13 protein-coding genes and 1 pseudogene are annotated in these 15,085 nt (G+C 25.8%); 11 read left to right on the top strand and 3 right to left on the bottom strand.

Going from position 1 to position 15,085, the window contains the following annotated elements; genetic code table 4:
* Positions 1-87: 87 nt before the first annotated feature.
* Entirely contained in the window at positions 88-669 is a 582-nt protein-coding gene (locus ACQH24_RS04690) for a hypothetical protein (protein WP_425379476.1), read from the top strand.
* Between the two features lie 174 nt (positions 670-843).
* Here ACQH24_RS04690 and ACQH24_RS04685 read toward each other — a convergent pair.
* A pseudogene (locus ACQH24_RS04685) lies at positions 844-1,831 on the bottom strand (IS30 family transposase).
* Positions 1,832-2,121: 290 nt separating this feature from the next.
* Here ACQH24_RS04685 and ACQH24_RS04680 point away from each other — a divergent pair.
* From ACQH24_RS04680 to hpf, 5 genes are all read left to right on the top strand, one after another.
* Positions 2,122-2,283, top strand: a complete 162-nt coding sequence (locus ACQH24_RS04680; protein WP_425379475.1) for a hypothetical protein — start codon at positions 2,122-2,124, stop codon at positions 2,281-2,283.
* Positions 2,284-2,345: 62 nt separating this feature from the next.
* Positions 2,346-2,621 carry a transposase gene (locus tag ACQH24_RS04675; RefSeq protein WP_425379385.1) on the top strand — a complete coding sequence of 92 codons (276 nt, stop codon included), beginning with the start codon at positions 2,346-2,348 and terminating at the stop codon, positions 2,619-2,621.
* Positions 2,564-3,454 carry an IS3 family transposase gene (locus ACQH24_RS04670; protein ID WP_425380681.1) on the top strand — a complete coding sequence of 297 codons (891 nt, stop codon included), beginning with the start codon at positions 2,564-2,566 and terminating at the stop codon, positions 3,452-3,454. Before ACQH24_RS04675 ends, ACQH24_RS04670 begins: the two co-directional genes overlap by 58 nt.
* Positions 3,455-3,991: 537 nt before the next feature.
* A complete protein-coding gene (locus ACQH24_RS04665) occupies positions 3,992-4,951 on the top strand; it encodes a transposase (RefSeq protein ID WP_425379371.1) in 960 nt (319 codons plus the stop codon).
* Positions 4,952-5,440: 489 nt separating this feature from the next.
* A complete protein-coding gene (gene hpf / locus ACQH24_RS04660) occupies positions 5,441-5,824 on the top strand; it encodes a ribosome hibernation-promoting factor, HPF/YfiA family (protein WP_425379474.1) in 384 nt (127 codons plus the stop codon).
* 56 nt (positions 5,825-5,880) lie between these two features.
* Here hpf and ACQH24_RS04655 read toward each other — a convergent pair whose 3' ends face one another.
* Both ACQH24_RS04655 and ACQH24_RS04650 read right to left on the bottom strand, forming a co-directional pair.
* Positions 5,881-6,324 carry a hypothetical protein gene (locus ACQH24_RS04655; protein ID WP_425379473.1) on the bottom strand — a complete coding sequence of 148 codons (444 nt, stop codon included), beginning with the start codon at positions 6,322-6,324 and terminating at the stop codon, positions 5,881-5,883.
* A 67-nt stretch (positions 6,325-6,391) separates the two neighbouring features.
* Entirely contained in the window at positions 6,392-6,811 is a 420-nt protein-coding gene (locus tag ACQH24_RS04650; RefSeq protein ID WP_425379472.1) for a hypothetical protein, read from the bottom strand.
* A gap of 76 nt (positions 6,812-6,887) precedes the next feature.
* Between ACQH24_RS04650 and ACQH24_RS04645 the strand changes: the two genes are divergently transcribed.
* From ACQH24_RS04645 to ACQH24_RS04625, 5 genes are all read left to right on the top strand, one after another.
* Positions 6,888-7,439 carry a DJ-1 family glyoxalase III gene (locus ACQH24_RS04645; RefSeq protein ID WP_425379471.1) on the top strand — a complete coding sequence of 184 codons (552 nt, stop codon included), beginning with the start codon at positions 6,888-6,890 and terminating at the stop codon, positions 7,437-7,439.
* A gap of 123 nt (positions 7,440-7,562) precedes the next feature.
* Positions 7,563-8,522 (top strand): transposase, encoded by a 960-nt coding sequence (locus ACQH24_RS04640; protein WP_425379470.1) that lies wholly within the window; start codon positions 7,563-7,565, stop codon positions 8,520-8,522.
* A gap of 396 nt (positions 8,523-8,918) precedes the next feature.
* On the top strand, positions 8,919-10,604 hold the full coding sequence (locus tag ACQH24_RS04635) for a lipoprotein (protein ID WP_425379469.1): 1,686 nt from the start codon (positions 8,919-8,921) through the stop codon (positions 10,602-10,604).
* Between the two features lie 121 nt (positions 10,605-10,725).
* Complete coding sequence (locus ACQH24_RS04630) at positions 10,726-12,000, top strand: spiralin repeat-containing protein (RefSeq protein ID WP_425379468.1); 1,275 nt, start codon at positions 10,726-10,728, stop codon at positions 11,998-12,000.
* 205 nt (positions 12,001-12,205) lie between these two features.
* The gene (locus tag ACQH24_RS04625; protein ID WP_425379467.1) at positions 12,206-14,926 is read left to right on the top strand and encodes a DEAD/DEAH box helicase family protein; all 2,721 of its coding nucleotides are present in this window, start codon (positions 12,206-12,208) and stop codon (positions 14,924-14,926) included.
* Positions 14,927-15,085 lie beyond the last annotated feature (159 nt).

The raw sequence follows: 15,085 nt of genomic DNA, 5'->3' as shown, positions 1-15,085 counted from the left end.
CTGGTTTTATTTGGCTCTTGTTTTTCGCTCTTTTTTAGAGTATAAATATAGATAGTAATATATGAGTAATTTGAAGGAGTAGATAAGATGGATGATAAATTAATTGTAGACAATACGGACTTTTTATTAAAATTTACTCTTGAAAATTTAAATATTTTAAAAAATATTAAAATTAAACTTGATCAAGAAGTTATTAATTTATATGAATTTGCAAAACAAAAAAAGCAGTCAGTGCAACATTTATGAGAAAAATCAAAACAAAAAGATCATATTAAAATTAAAAATCGAATGGAATTGGAAAATTTAATTCAACATTCGTTATTAGAAAAATATGTTGATGGAATTTTGACTCGTTTTGAATTTCGAATTGATACAATTGTTCGCCAATATAATCCCGCCGAAAAATTTGTCAATATTATTAATTCCGCCGAAATAAATGCTAAGAATTTATATTTAAAAATTAAAGAGCCACAACGTTATTCAACAAAAGAAATGCTAGAATTACAAGAATTGTTAAAAGAAGTTAATGCCCCTTTAGTTGCATTAGTTAAACAATATAATGAAATTCTGACGCAACTACATGCAAGTAAGGTTTTAATTGAAAAAATAACATTAGAAGAAGTAACAATTGAATATATTGATTTTTTCTTATTAGATGATGATAATTAATATTTCCGATTAATTTTCATTTTGTAAATTGTAAATCCAATTAGGACTTTTCCGACCCTTATTAACCAAATAATAACATCATTGGAAAATAATGCGACACTTTTTATGTTATTTTTTAATTTGTTCTTATTTTAGCACAGTAAAAAATAGTTTTAATAAACTTTTAAAATAATTCTACTTATAAATTAATGTCATATATTCAAATGCTTTTTTAGAAGTTGTTCAATTCAGACACGGTCGTAATTTGTTATTAATTGTTTTCAATATTCATTGTAATTTATTATTATTATTAATTTTATTAAAATCAGTACCTTTTGGTAATCAATGCCTGATATCTCTATTTATTCGTTCAACATGGGGTTTTTGAGTTGGGGTTCCAGCGTCACAAAAATAAACATTTGTATTAGTAATCTTTTCAATATTTTTCCATTGCATGAATTCTTTACCTTGATCAGTTATTATTCCTTTAATACATTTTTTAAAAATGTTTTTCTTAAATATTTTTTTAATTGTTTTGACAACTTCTTCTGCTGTTTGTTCTTTAAGTTGTTCAGCAATAGTAAATTTTGTTAATTCTTCTGTAAAAGTAAGAATAGCTGATTTATGGTCTGCACCAACTAGACAATCCATTTGGAATCAACCAAACTCATAACGATCATGCTTAGCTTCTTCAATAGTTCTGTAATTTGATAATTTACCTCGATTATCATTTGCTTTAATTGTTTTTCTACGCTTACCATGAAAATATAATTTTTTTTGTTCAAATTAAATAATCCTAAATAAATATATTTATAAAGTGTTTTAAAACACATTGGAAACTTTTCCTCAAATTCAATTTCATACATTTTGCAAAGTGTTTCAGGTGTATTATGTATAGTATTAAAATTCTTATTTAATCATTTAATTTGCTTAAATGTTAAAGTAATATGCTTTTTACATTTCTTTCTTTTTTAAGATATATTTTTTGTGATAATACGGCATCATATTGTTTAAAGTTTCTAAATTTTTTAATTTCTAACGATATTGTATTTTTGCTTCTTTTCATATATTTTGCTATTTTTGATAAATTAGGTTGTCCATTCTTTTTTTTAAATAAATCAGATAGTAATAAATCTTGCAATATTGCTTTTTCATCCATACTTAAATGTTTAAACTTTTTCATGACCCTAAATCCTTTCTGAAAATAGTTTTAACATAAAATTAAAAATTTATAAAATTTATTGACATTATTACGAATAATGATATTATTACATTGTAATATAGCATATGGATTTTTCCGACCCTAAATTGCTAATTAATTACAAAAATATAGACTTGCAAAAGTCTTTTTTTTATGTAAAATAAAGATAATAAAAAAAGAACCGCGATGGTTCTTTCATAGTTTTAATTACTCTTTTATTTAATCATATTGTTTAAATAATAGCAATTTTAATATGCAAAAAGGAGTAAAAAATGAAAGAATTTAATCCAAATAAAGCAAGTTATACAACAATTTGAAGAAAAATTGAAGAGTTTTGAAAAGATAAGGAACCAAATATCCCTTATACTTTGAACGATTTAACCGATAAACTCAATCTTTCTAGCAGATGAAGACATGAAACATGGATAGGTTAAGATAAATTGGACAACAATAATGTAGAGTAAATATTTATAATTAAATTACAATGGAGGTGTTTATGGCAAAGAATCATTATACCGATGAATTTAAGCAACAAATTGTTGGTCTTTACAAAATGGGTCAAACTCCTGAACAATTAGCCAATGATTACCAAATTGGTAAATCTACTGTTTGGAAATGAGCTCACCAATTTAGTAACTCGGACTCATTTAAAGCTAAAGACAATAGAACGCCAGAAGAAAACGAATTAATTCAATTACGTAAAAAAGTTAAACAATTAGAAATGGAAAATGACATTTTAAAGCAAGCAACACTGATAATCGGCAAAAAATAGCAATCATTAAAAATAACAAAGCAAAATATCCAATTATTAATTTATGTAAAACATTGAAATTGGCTAGATCAACATATTACTATCAATTAAAAGCAAATAATCCCAAGAATAATCAAAACATTGATAATGCTGTTATCAGTATTTTTCTAAAAAGTCGTAAAAATTATGGAACAAGAAAAATTAAAATCATGCTAGCTCAGCAAAATATTATATTATCTCGTGTAAAGATTAGTAAAATAATGAGAAAATATAACTTAATTTCAAATTATACAAAAATCAAATACAAACATTCAAATACAAGCAATGTTACATATAAATATAATAATTTATTAAATCAAGAATTTAATAATTATAAATTACATGAAGTTGTTGTCAGTGATTTAACATATGTTTTTATTAATAATAAATGATATTATGTTTGCTTTCTAATTGATTTATTTAATCGTGAAATTATTAGTTATGATGTTAGTTTACACAAAAATGCAAAATTAGTTAAAAATACCTTTAATAAACTTAACTTTACATTAAATGATATTAAAATATTTCACACTGATCAAGGTAGTGAATTTAACAACAATCTTATTTATAACTTTTTAACTAAAAATAACATTCAAAAGTCTTACAGTAAACCAGGTTGTCCTTATGACAATGCTGTTGCGGAATCAACATACAAAATTTTTAAAACTGAATTTATTAAAAATAATAAATTTAAAAACATTGAGCAGTTTAAATTAAAATTATTTGATTACATTAATTGGTACAATAATATTCGAATTCATAGCAAACTAAATTATTTAACACCAGTAAAATACAGAAATTATTACTCTACATAAAATTTGTCCAAAAAACCCTTGCCATTCCACAACCAGTAGTTGAATATCCAGTATGTCTACGAATTTTAAATAATGAACCACAATTCATACAAATATATTTATAATCTTTCATATAAGCCTCCATTAATTAACTACAAAGTACTACAAATTGTAATTGTTTATATAGTTTATACGCCAGACATATATGTCTTCCTTCTTCCGTGCCCATTTGTGTTTTCGCTCTGGGATTTTACGCTCAGTTTTTGAAATTAAATCTACTTGCATCCATATGAAGGACCGAATGCTAAACGCAAATTTAATTGTTTAAGTCACTATCTCTTTAATTTATTGTCGTTTGATATTAGCCCTGGACTTATCACGACTATCGCTTAGTTATAAAAACCAGCGCCGATTTTCATCTTTTCTCATACACTATTTCAGTACTTGCCTCGGCAGGCTGTGGAATAAAAAACACCTTTAATTTTGTCGAAAACTCTTGATATTTATAGAATATATCTAATTTTAGGTATATTTTTAATATATAGAGGTAAATAATTGATGGAAAAAATAATTACAGAATTAAAAAACAGTTTTACAGATGATCAATTTTTAGAATTTGCTGAAAAAATAAAAAAAGAAGCAGAAGTAATCAAAAAACAAAAACGTTTAAATGAAATTGATCAAAAATTTAGAGATAAAGGCATTATATGTCCTGATTGTAAATCTTATCATTGTGTTAAAAATGGTCATAATCCCGAAGGAAAACAAAAATATTTATGTAAAAAATGTCGTGCTAGTTTTGATGCTTTTCGTCATCATTTTACTTATTGAAGTCATTTAAATTATGAACAGTGAAATTTATTAATTCAAATTTCATTATTAGGACAATCTAGTAAAATAATTTCCCGTTTTATTAAAACAACACCAAAAACTGCTTGATATAATCGTCAAAAATTAATGCAATCAAAACAATTAGAAAATACTCAATTAAAATTTAAAAAATTAAATGGTCAAATCCAAATTGATGAAACTTTTATTAAAGAAATCCATAAAGGTAATTTTAAAGATAAATTTGATAAACGAAAAACTCATCTTGATCCATTTTCAACTAATACCAAATGCTGTATTCAAATGGTAGTTGATAGCAATAATAATATTTTTGTTCAATCCACCAATACCAAACGATTACAAAAACAATGAATTATTGAAAATATGAATAAGCAATTAATTAAAGAAAAATCAATAATTATTTCTGACATGCAACCATTATATTTATTAGTAGCAAAACAAACAAATTCTACTCTATATTCTACCAAAACTAGTACAAACCCTGATACTAGTTATCGAAAGTTAAATAAGATTAGTAAATTACAATCGAGTCTTAAAGAAGCCTTAATTCATTATCATGGTTTGGGTTTCACTAATATTCAAAATTATTTAAATCTATGAAAATGAAAATACCAACATAAAGGTTTAACACCAAAACAACAATCAACGGTATTATATTTTAACGTTTAAAAAATTTAAAGCAAAATCATGATCTTAAACAAAATTATTTTTCAAATTGTCATATTGATAATTTTTTTATTTCATCAAGAGTTTTCGACAAAATTAAAGAAAAACACTTAGTTAATAAATAACCGTTCCACTCTGCATTAAGTTTTATAAAATTTAAGTTTTAATAAACCAGTTTCATAATCAAAGATAATTTTTGAATTTTCTAATTTTTGATAAAATTGTTTTTGTTTTTTATCTTTTATACTATTCAATAAATTTCTATGTTTTTAACAAGTTCACAAAACTCTATTTGATACAAATTGTTTATTAGTAAATGATATTTTTTTAAAACAATCCTTAATATCACATATTTTTTGTTGTTTAATTACCATTACCTCCTTATAAGGATTGTTTTAAAATAAAAAAACAACCCTTTAATAAGAGTTGTTTTGTCCTAATTCGTTTTACAGTATACATTATAATAAAAATATAGAAACGAGGCGAATATATATGGAATATAAAATTCGTAGCAAAAACATTATTATAACTGATGCAATGCATCAACATTTAGTTACTACTTTTAATAAATTATTAAAATATCAGCAAGTTAATGAAAATGATCTTGTTCATGCTGATATTGAGTTTACAAAAGAAAATAATGTTGTCATTAATATTTCGATTGATATTAGGGGGAAAAACAATTTTTTAAAAGCACAAGTTCATAATAGTGATTTTTATAAAGCAGTTGACCAAGCTTTGCATAAAGTTGAAGAGCAGTTACAAAAAATTAAAGGTAAAAGAGAAGACCGCCATAGTAAAAATCAACCACTCGGAAAAGTTTATGCAACAACAATGGAAGTCGAAGAAGACCATGAAGAAGAATTTATCATCTAACTTTAAAACATAAAAAAAGTTTAACTAAATTTAGTTAAACTTTTTTATACTTTTTGCTATTGTTTAATAGTAGTTGTATTTACTGTGACATTTGGTTTATTAACTTGAATTGCGCCAATTCCTTCTAATAATCAAATTAAAGCACCAATTACAGCAATTAATTCTGCAACAACAATTACCCAAGTTGAAATATTTGTTCTTGAGGTAATAATTGCTCCAATCATGCCAATAATTGCAATCATAATAAAAATAATTCCAGCAATTAGTTTACCAAGTTTATGACGAACAAATGTAGCCACAAAGATAAACATGAAGGCTGTAATTAAAATAATTGCCCCATTATCACCTGTATTGTTGTGAACAAAAAGCCTTGTATCAACCTTAACACTTGGAAATGAATTTAGAATTGCTAAGATAAATAATCATAATCCAGAAATTCAGAGCATTACTTTTTGAAAAGTTACACTAATTTTTATTGTTGCATATTTCATTTTTGCCATAATTTTTCCCTCCTTAACGGTATTAATAGATATATTATAACTTAGTTTTAGAAAAATTATTGATAAATTAAATAATTCGTAAAATATCATTTGTTTTAATATTTAAGAACTTAATCATTCCTGGCGCTAAACAATAGACAAAATAGCATTGGGGGAAATAGTGACTCATTTTTTGGGAACCAAAATTTTGAATTGTTGAAATAACTTCAAAATTTTTATTGCAAAAAATCACATCAAGTTGGTAAAAAATCCCAAAACTATTAAATCCATGAACTTTACGAAGTAAATAGCCATCTTTCATTGTAATATCTTTTGGTTGAATTAAACTAGTAAATTTATCGCGTAAAGATTTAATAACATGAATATTAACATCATGGGGTGTACTATTTATTGTTAATGTTTTTCGATCTTTTAATAAATAATAGTTTTTATTTCGTTTATGTTTTGTTTGATGAAATTTATAAATTAATTTTGCAAAAATTCCCATAATAACACCTTTTTTCTTTTTTCTTAACAATTATATAAAATTATATTATAATTACCAAGAGAAAAGAGGAGTTATTATGAAATTTGCATTATTTTTAGCAACTGGGTTCGAAGAAGGCGAAGCAATTATTACGACAGATGTTTTACGTCGTGGTGGAATTAATTTAGATTTAGTTAGCGTTATGCAAACATTAGAAGTTGTTTCATCACATAATGTTACAATTGTAGCAGACAAATTAATTACCGATGTTAAATATGAAGATTATGATGGTTTTGTTTTGCCTGGCGGTGGCGTTGGGGTTGATAATCTAACAAAAAATGAAATGTTAAAGGATTGATTATTGAAAGCAAACAGTGATCAGAAAACAATTGCAGCAGTTTGTGCTGCCCCCCAAATTTTAGGGTATTTAGGGATTTTAGACAATAAAGAAGCAACCAGTTATCCTGGGTGCACTAAAGGAATGGAAAAGGCAATTTATAATGATGAAATGGCTGCCATTACTGACGGGCATGTTATTACCGGTGCTTCAGTTGGCTCAACTATGAATTTTGCATTAGCAATTGCTGATCGGGTACTAGGACCAGAAAAAGTAATGGCTCTGCATCATGAGTTAGTGATTCGAGACTAATAATTTTCAGCAAATAATTTGCATATTAATAAATAATTATCTTTAATTTTGTCGAAAACTCTTGATATTTATAGAATATATCTAATTTTAGGTATATTTTTAATATATAGAGGTAAATAATTGATGGAAAAAATAATTACAGAATTAAAAAACAGTTTTACAGATGATCAATTTTTAGAATTTGCTGAAAAAATAAAAAAAGAAGCAGAAGTAATCAAAAAACAAAAACGTTTAAATGAAATTGATCAAAAATTTAGAGATAAAGGCATTATATGTCCTGATTGTAAATCTTATCATTGTGTTAAAAATGGTCATAATCCCGAAGGAAAACAAAAATATTTATGTAAAAAATGTCGTGCTAGTTTTGATGCTTTTCGTCATCATTTTACTTATTGAAGTCATTTAAATTATGAACAGTGAAATTTATTAATTCAAATTTCATTATTAGGACAATCTAGTAAAATAATTTCCCGTTTTATTAAAACAACACCAAAAACTGCTTGATATAATCGTCAAAAATTAATGCAATCAAAACAATTAGAAAATACTCAATTAAAATTTAAAAAATTAAATGGTCAAATCCAAATTGATGAAACTTTTATTAAAGAAATCCATAAAGGTAATTTTAAAGATAAATTTGATAAACGAAAAACTCATCTTGATCCATTTTCAACTAATACCAAATGCTGTATTCAAATGGTAGTTGATAGCAATAATAATATTTTTGTTCAATCCAGCAATACCAAACGATTACAAAAACAATGAATTATTGAAAATATGAATAAGCAATTAATTAAAGAAAAATCAATAATTATTTCTGACATGCAACCATTATATTTATTAGTAGCAAAACAAACAAATTCTACTCTATATTCTACCAAAACTAGTACAAACCCTGATACTAGTTATCGAAAGTTAAATAAGATTAGTAAATTACAATCGAGTCTTAAAGAAGCCTTAATTCATTATCATGGTTTGGGTTTCACTAATATTCAAAATTATTTAAATCTATGAAAATGAAAATACCAACATAAAGGTTTAACACCAAAACAAAAATCAACGGTATTATATTTTAACGTTTAAAAAATTTAAAGCAAAATCATGATCTTAAACAAAATTATTTTTCAAATTGTCATATTGATGATTTTTTTATTTCATCAAGAGTTTTCGACAAAATTAAAGATAATTATTAAATATTTTTTTAAATAAAGATGGTACAATACTATTACCTCAGAGGAATGAGTAATTTAGCATTATTGTTAATAACTCTTGGACCGGTTTTAATAAGTTATATCTTAACTTCCTTTGGTCAAAAAAGAGTTTATTAGTTTAATTGAGGTATTTAGGGGATTTGTTATTTTTTAATAACAAAAAATATTTTTAACTATAAAATCAAAATATTTTAATGAAATTAATATAAATACTTTAATTCATCATTTTTATAAAGTATTAAATTAAAATTTAGGAGGAATTATATTTATGAAAAAATTGCTAGCTTTATTAGGGGCAATATCATTAGTGGGAACTAGTGCAGTTTCAGTTGTTGCTTGCAATCATCGCAAAGAAGACAATGCTTCAGTTGATGAAATTAAGAAAGAATTAGAACAATATATTGATACACCATTCTTTGCTTCTTCATCAGCAATGACAAATGATAAATTAGCATCAGAATTAGCTAGTCGGATAACTTTAGGTAGTTATAAATTAGTGGTTAAAGCTGATTCAACATTTGTTCCACCAACAATTACAGATGGTAATACTTTGCAAGCACAAACATCACAAGAATTTAAAGAACAATTAACGGAAACAAAACTGCAAGGAGCATTAACTGTTAATAATGGAACGGCAAATGTTAGTTTGCAAAAAAGCAATAGTGAAATATTTGGAATTAAAATTCAATGATCAACAAATGAATTATTGTTTTTAGCAAGTACTGTTAATAAAATTAATGTTGTGGGAGAGAAAACACAAAATATTAAATTTCCATTGCCACCAATTCTGCCGGGATTAGATATTACACTTGCTGATTTATATAGTTTTCTTAGTGTTATCTCCTTACCAACTGAACTAATTAATAAGATTGATTTAGCTAATATAGATACACCAGAGTTTGTTACTAACTTTGATCTTGTTTTAAAAGAAATTAGTAACTCTTTAGCAGCGTTGGGAATTGGTAATTTCTTAACAACCGATTTATCATTTTCTTATGAAATAATAAAAGCACCTGAAAATGAGCCAACAAAAGGACTTAATATTACCGGAACAGGAACGGTTAATGATTTGTTACATAATGTGGCGCCAGATATTATTGCCTTATTACAGTGATATATTAAAGAAGGCCAAGAAAAGATTACAACAACTCATAATACTGTTTTACCATTACTTCAATATTTATTATCACCAGTTAATTCAAACTTGAAAGAAAATATTAAAACTGAATTTGGAGATGATTGATTTTATAAAAATACAGCAACAAATTTTGATAGTTTAGTTTTTCATTTATTAGCAGGTTATAAAGGTAACATAGTTGCGGGAGATAGTCATTATACTTTTAAAATTATTGGACAAATAGATACACGTATTATTGGTGAGATAGAATTAGACGATGTTATTGATCAAGATTTAATTGGTAAAAAAGGTCATGGTATGTTTATTAAAAGCATGGTTAATTTACAACTAAATCCAGCGCTATTAATAACAAGTATTTTAGATATTTTTGCAAAAAATGATGGTAAAGGAATTGATGCTGTTAAAGAAACAATTTTACAGCCAAGCACATGAAAAGGAATCAACGATATGGCAAAGAGATTTACCCCAGCTATTAATGTTTTCTTTGGACCAACAATTATGAGTTTTGCTGGACCATCTATTTTACGTAATTTAGGTTTAAGCAATACTGAAATAAATAATAATGATATTACAATGAGTGCTGGAACAGTTAAATTACAGCTTAAAAATAAAAATAATATATGAGAAGATTTTAAAGCAATTACAAATAAAGATAATGACACTCTTAATTTAGAACAATTATTAAATGCAAGAGATGTAAAAATTAGTTTTATGGATGTTAAATTTAAAGTTACTCCAAAAAATAATGATAAGATTGCTTATGAAACTAACGGTAATGTAAATTTTGATTTATGATTATCGGATTTAATGAATTAATTAATAAATTATTCAAAAAAGTTTTCAATTTTTAATTGAAAACTTTTTTAATTTTGTTTTTTGTTTATAATTAAGGATAGGAAAAGAAAAAACCACAGAGATAAAGGAGTCGCCTTGGATAATGAAAAAAATATTATTAATTTTAGCTAGTATCGGAATGACAGGAAGTCCTAGTTTTAGTTTGATTGCTTGCAATCCACCGCAAACACAAGAAAAAAATATCTTACAGACATTTCAAATTAATACAAATCAAACCGGCGTAGAGATTTTAGCTAATTTACATACTTTTATGCAAATTCGATATTCTTTAACACAAGACCCAACGGCAATCAAAATTGCGACATATAAAATTTTGTACAAAAATAATGATATTACTAATGATCAAACTACAAAAGTTGCCTGTGATGAAGTTGTTAATATTATTATTACTTTAGCGCCTTTTGATTCGGCAATTCAGTTTGATCAACAAAATTTAGTCCAAGCAGGATTTATTTTAGGAAATAAATATAATGTTGACATTAATGTTGCTGATGTTAATAAGCAAGATATTAAAACGGTCATTGTGCCTGATTTAAAGACTCCTGCTCGGGAAAACGAAGTTTATGAAAAATTAAATACTGATACTAATATTTTAGAAGCAGTTCGTAGTGCAATTAATGAACGATTATTAATTACAGCTTCAAATAGTGATTTTATTATTACTAATGATAAGAATCCAAATGAAAAACAATTGCCAGAAGCAGTTGTAACTTTTACTGTGACAGCAGCACCAAATAGTAGTTTAATTCAAGGTTCATTTACTTTTATTAATACATTATCTGCTCGTAAAGATATTTCAGAAGTAGAAATTAATGACTTATCAATTGTGACAAATCCGAAATTTACTTATCGGGAATTAAACCAAAATAAAGAGATTTTAGATGCTGTTATTGGAACAATTAATAATAAGTTACAAATTACAATCACAGTAAAAGATTTTATTGTAACAAATGATCACAACGGTGATGAAAAACAAGCTCCAAGTGAAACAGTAGTATTTACAGTTAAAGCAACGGAAAACAGTAACTTAATTAAAGGAACATTTAACTTTACAATTGTCTTAGAAAAATTAAGTTTGACGCCAGTGAAAGTTGATAACACTACAATTAATATTATTGCCAATCCAAGTAGTGATTATAAAGAACTAAATGAAAATAGTAAAATTGTGGCAGCAGTTAAAACAGCGATTGATACTACGCTCTTAATTACTGTTCCAGCAACGGAATTTATTATTAGTAATGATCAACCAATAAATAAAAAGCAAGAACCAAAAATAATTGTTACTTTTACCATTACTGCAACAAAAAATAGTAAATTAATTAGTGACCACTTTACTTTCAAAATTACTTTACAATAAAAACAAATTTAATATTAATAATTAATATATCAGCAAAACCGCCTATACAGAATTAAATTAAAATATTAATTAAAAAATAGGAAGTAACTTTAATTAAAAGAATATTTTACTTTGTTAAACTAATTTAAAATTATGATGGTATAAAAGTTTCTTCTTAATAAGAGTACTTCTTTTAAAAATAAAATAGGAATGAGATGTTAACAAAATGAAAGAAAAACTATTTACAAATCAAAATCAGCAAAAACTATTAGTTGAATTAAACAATGAAATGCAAACTGCTGATGAAGTTTGCTTTGTTTTTCCGTTCATTTCAAAGGCAATTATTAATAAAATTGAAGCATCTATTAAACATTGCTGAGTTAATAAGATTCCAATTCGAATTATTACTACTACTTTTGATGACTTAGCTGAATATAACAATTTATTGGAATTAGTGCGATTAGTAACAACTTATGATAATATTCAAGTTAAAGTTGAGGATAATTTAGAAAAACGAAGTGAGCGGATTCATATTAAGGCTTCAATTTTTAAACGCTTTCAAGGTGTTTCAACCGTAATTATTGGTTCTTCAAATTTAACTTATAAAGGAATGGTAACTGGTCGCGAATGGAATATTAAATTAACAACAAATAATAATGATAGTTTAGTTAATGAAATTATTGCCGAATTTGAGCACCTATGAAATGAAGTTTTAGTTGATTTTAATGATTTAGATGCCCGGACACATTTACTAGAACGAATTAGCCAGAATCAATCAGCCCGGATCGCAACAATGTTTAATAATACTCCAACTGAATTTTTAACAATTCGTAAATATTTATATGATTTTCAAAAAGACATTGTTGCGAAATTACAATATCGTCGTCAATTAGGAAAAAATGCGCACTTAGTAATTATGGCAACTGGGACAGGAAAAACAGTCGTTGCTGCGTTTGATTATCTTTATCAAGTGCAAGCAAAAGCAGGGCAGCAAGTAAAAATGCTTTTTTTAGCCCATCAAAAAGAAATCTTAGATCAAGCTTTACAAACTTTTCGTACTGTTTTAATGGATAAAACCTTTGGCGAAGTAATGTATGAGGGAAAAACTAGTCCAAAAAATGCGCACTTATTTGCTACGATTCAAACAATGGCAAATAAATTAACAATGTTTAAACCAAATCATTTTGATATTATTATTTTTGATGAAGCACATCATATTGCCGCTGTTACTTTTGACCAAGTTTTTAATTATTTTCAACCCCAGCAAGTTCTTGGTTTAACAGCAACTCCTGAGCGTGAAGATGGTAAATCAATTAAAAAATATTTTGCTGATGAATATGCGGCGGAATTAAGACTATGAGATGCAATTAATCAACGTTTATTATGTCCCTTTGATTATTATTGTATTGATGATAATACTGTTGATTTAACAGGAATTGATTTAACAGCGGATAGCGAACTTTTTAAAAAATTAAATACTAAGGCACGAAATGATTTGTTATTAAATATGCTTGAAAAATATATTGGATTGTATGCTAAACCAACAGCATTAATTTTTTGTGTAACAACAGCGCATGCTAAAATAGTAGCAACTTTTCTTCGTGGAAATCATCTGCGCGCAGATTATTTAACTTCGGAAAACCGCGAACAGCGTACCCGGATTTTGCATGAGTTTAAGATTGGTCGAATTAATTATTTATGCGTTGTTAATATGTTTAATGAGGGAATTGATGTTCCAGAAATTAATACAATTATTTTATTACGCCCAACAAATTCTAAAACAGTATATTTGCAACAACTTGGCCGCGGTTTACGAAAAACAGAATTAAAACATCGATTAGAAGTGTATGATTTGATTAGTAATATTGATAGTAAGTATGACATTACAATTGGAATTAAAAATTTGTACGACCCAAAATTAACATCAATAAAAGGTTTGTTGGCAAATGAAGGATTACCTTACAATTGTACAATTACTTTAGAACAACGATCACAAAAGATTATTTTAAATAATTTACGGAAATGATATGATAATCGTGCTCGAATTAAAAGTCATATTCGCGAATACTATCAGAAATATCAAAACGCAGGATTGGCACATTTATTACATGATTATGATTTATCACTATATCAATTTTATAATTATGTAAATGATTTTTATGTGAAGATTGGTCGTAATGTCGAGCGTTATCAAATTAATGAAAATGATACTAATCGTAATAAGAACTTACTTAAACAATTTTTGTTTTTAGATAGTTATCAAATTATTAATTATTTTGTTTTACGGTTAAGTCAAAAGTTACCTATCAAACAAATTAATTTGGATTATGATAATTTATTAATGACATCATTGCTTTATGAGGTAACTAGTATGGCCGTTTTTACCCAATTATTTCCAACTTATTTAACAATTCCTGATTTAGTAACATATTTTATTAATCATCATCATCTTATTGTTGCAGAATTATTAATTATTTTACAATATAAATTAGAATATGAAACTTTAAAAATGCATTCTGACGAAAAAACGCCCTTTTTAAAGGGGATTACTTATACTGTTAAACAAGTTTTATCAATTATTGGTCGAACAAATTTTTTATTAGCCCGTGGTGAATTGCGAATTATTGCCTTTCAAGCAGGACATTTAACATTTGATACAGTTAATCAAGTTATTTTAGCTGATGAAGATGGCAGGGGCTATGGAAAGTTAACAAAATATCTTCCAGATCAGCAATTGTTTTACTGATCAATTCCTGAAGCAATGACTATGACCAATAAATTAGTCCGTGATATCCAAAACAATGATATTATTAAATTTTTGTTTTTACAAAATAAAATTAATGCTGAATGGAAAAATTTATCTTTAAAATTATATTGTTTTATTGGGTTTGGGCATTATGAAACAATGTTAACAGAAAATTATCTTACTGCTAAATTTTCTATTTAAAAAGATGTTATTTAGTGCGTATTAAAAATAATTTTATTTCTTTTTAAACGGTCATAAATTTATTAGTATAAATAAAATTAAAAATAAATTATTGGTACTTTTTAGTTCGTTAAAAATGTATTATAATGATAGAATAGTATTATTTTTATTAAAGGAGCC

Origin of the sequence: Spiroplasma endosymbiont of Stenodema calcarata (assembly GCF_964031205.1) — a bacterium.
In the GTDB taxonomy this organism is placed as follows: Bacteria; Bacillota_I; Bacilli_A; order Mycoplasmatales; family Mycoplasmataceae; genus Spiroplasma.
This window is presented reverse-complemented; position numbering and strand designations above follow the sequence as displayed.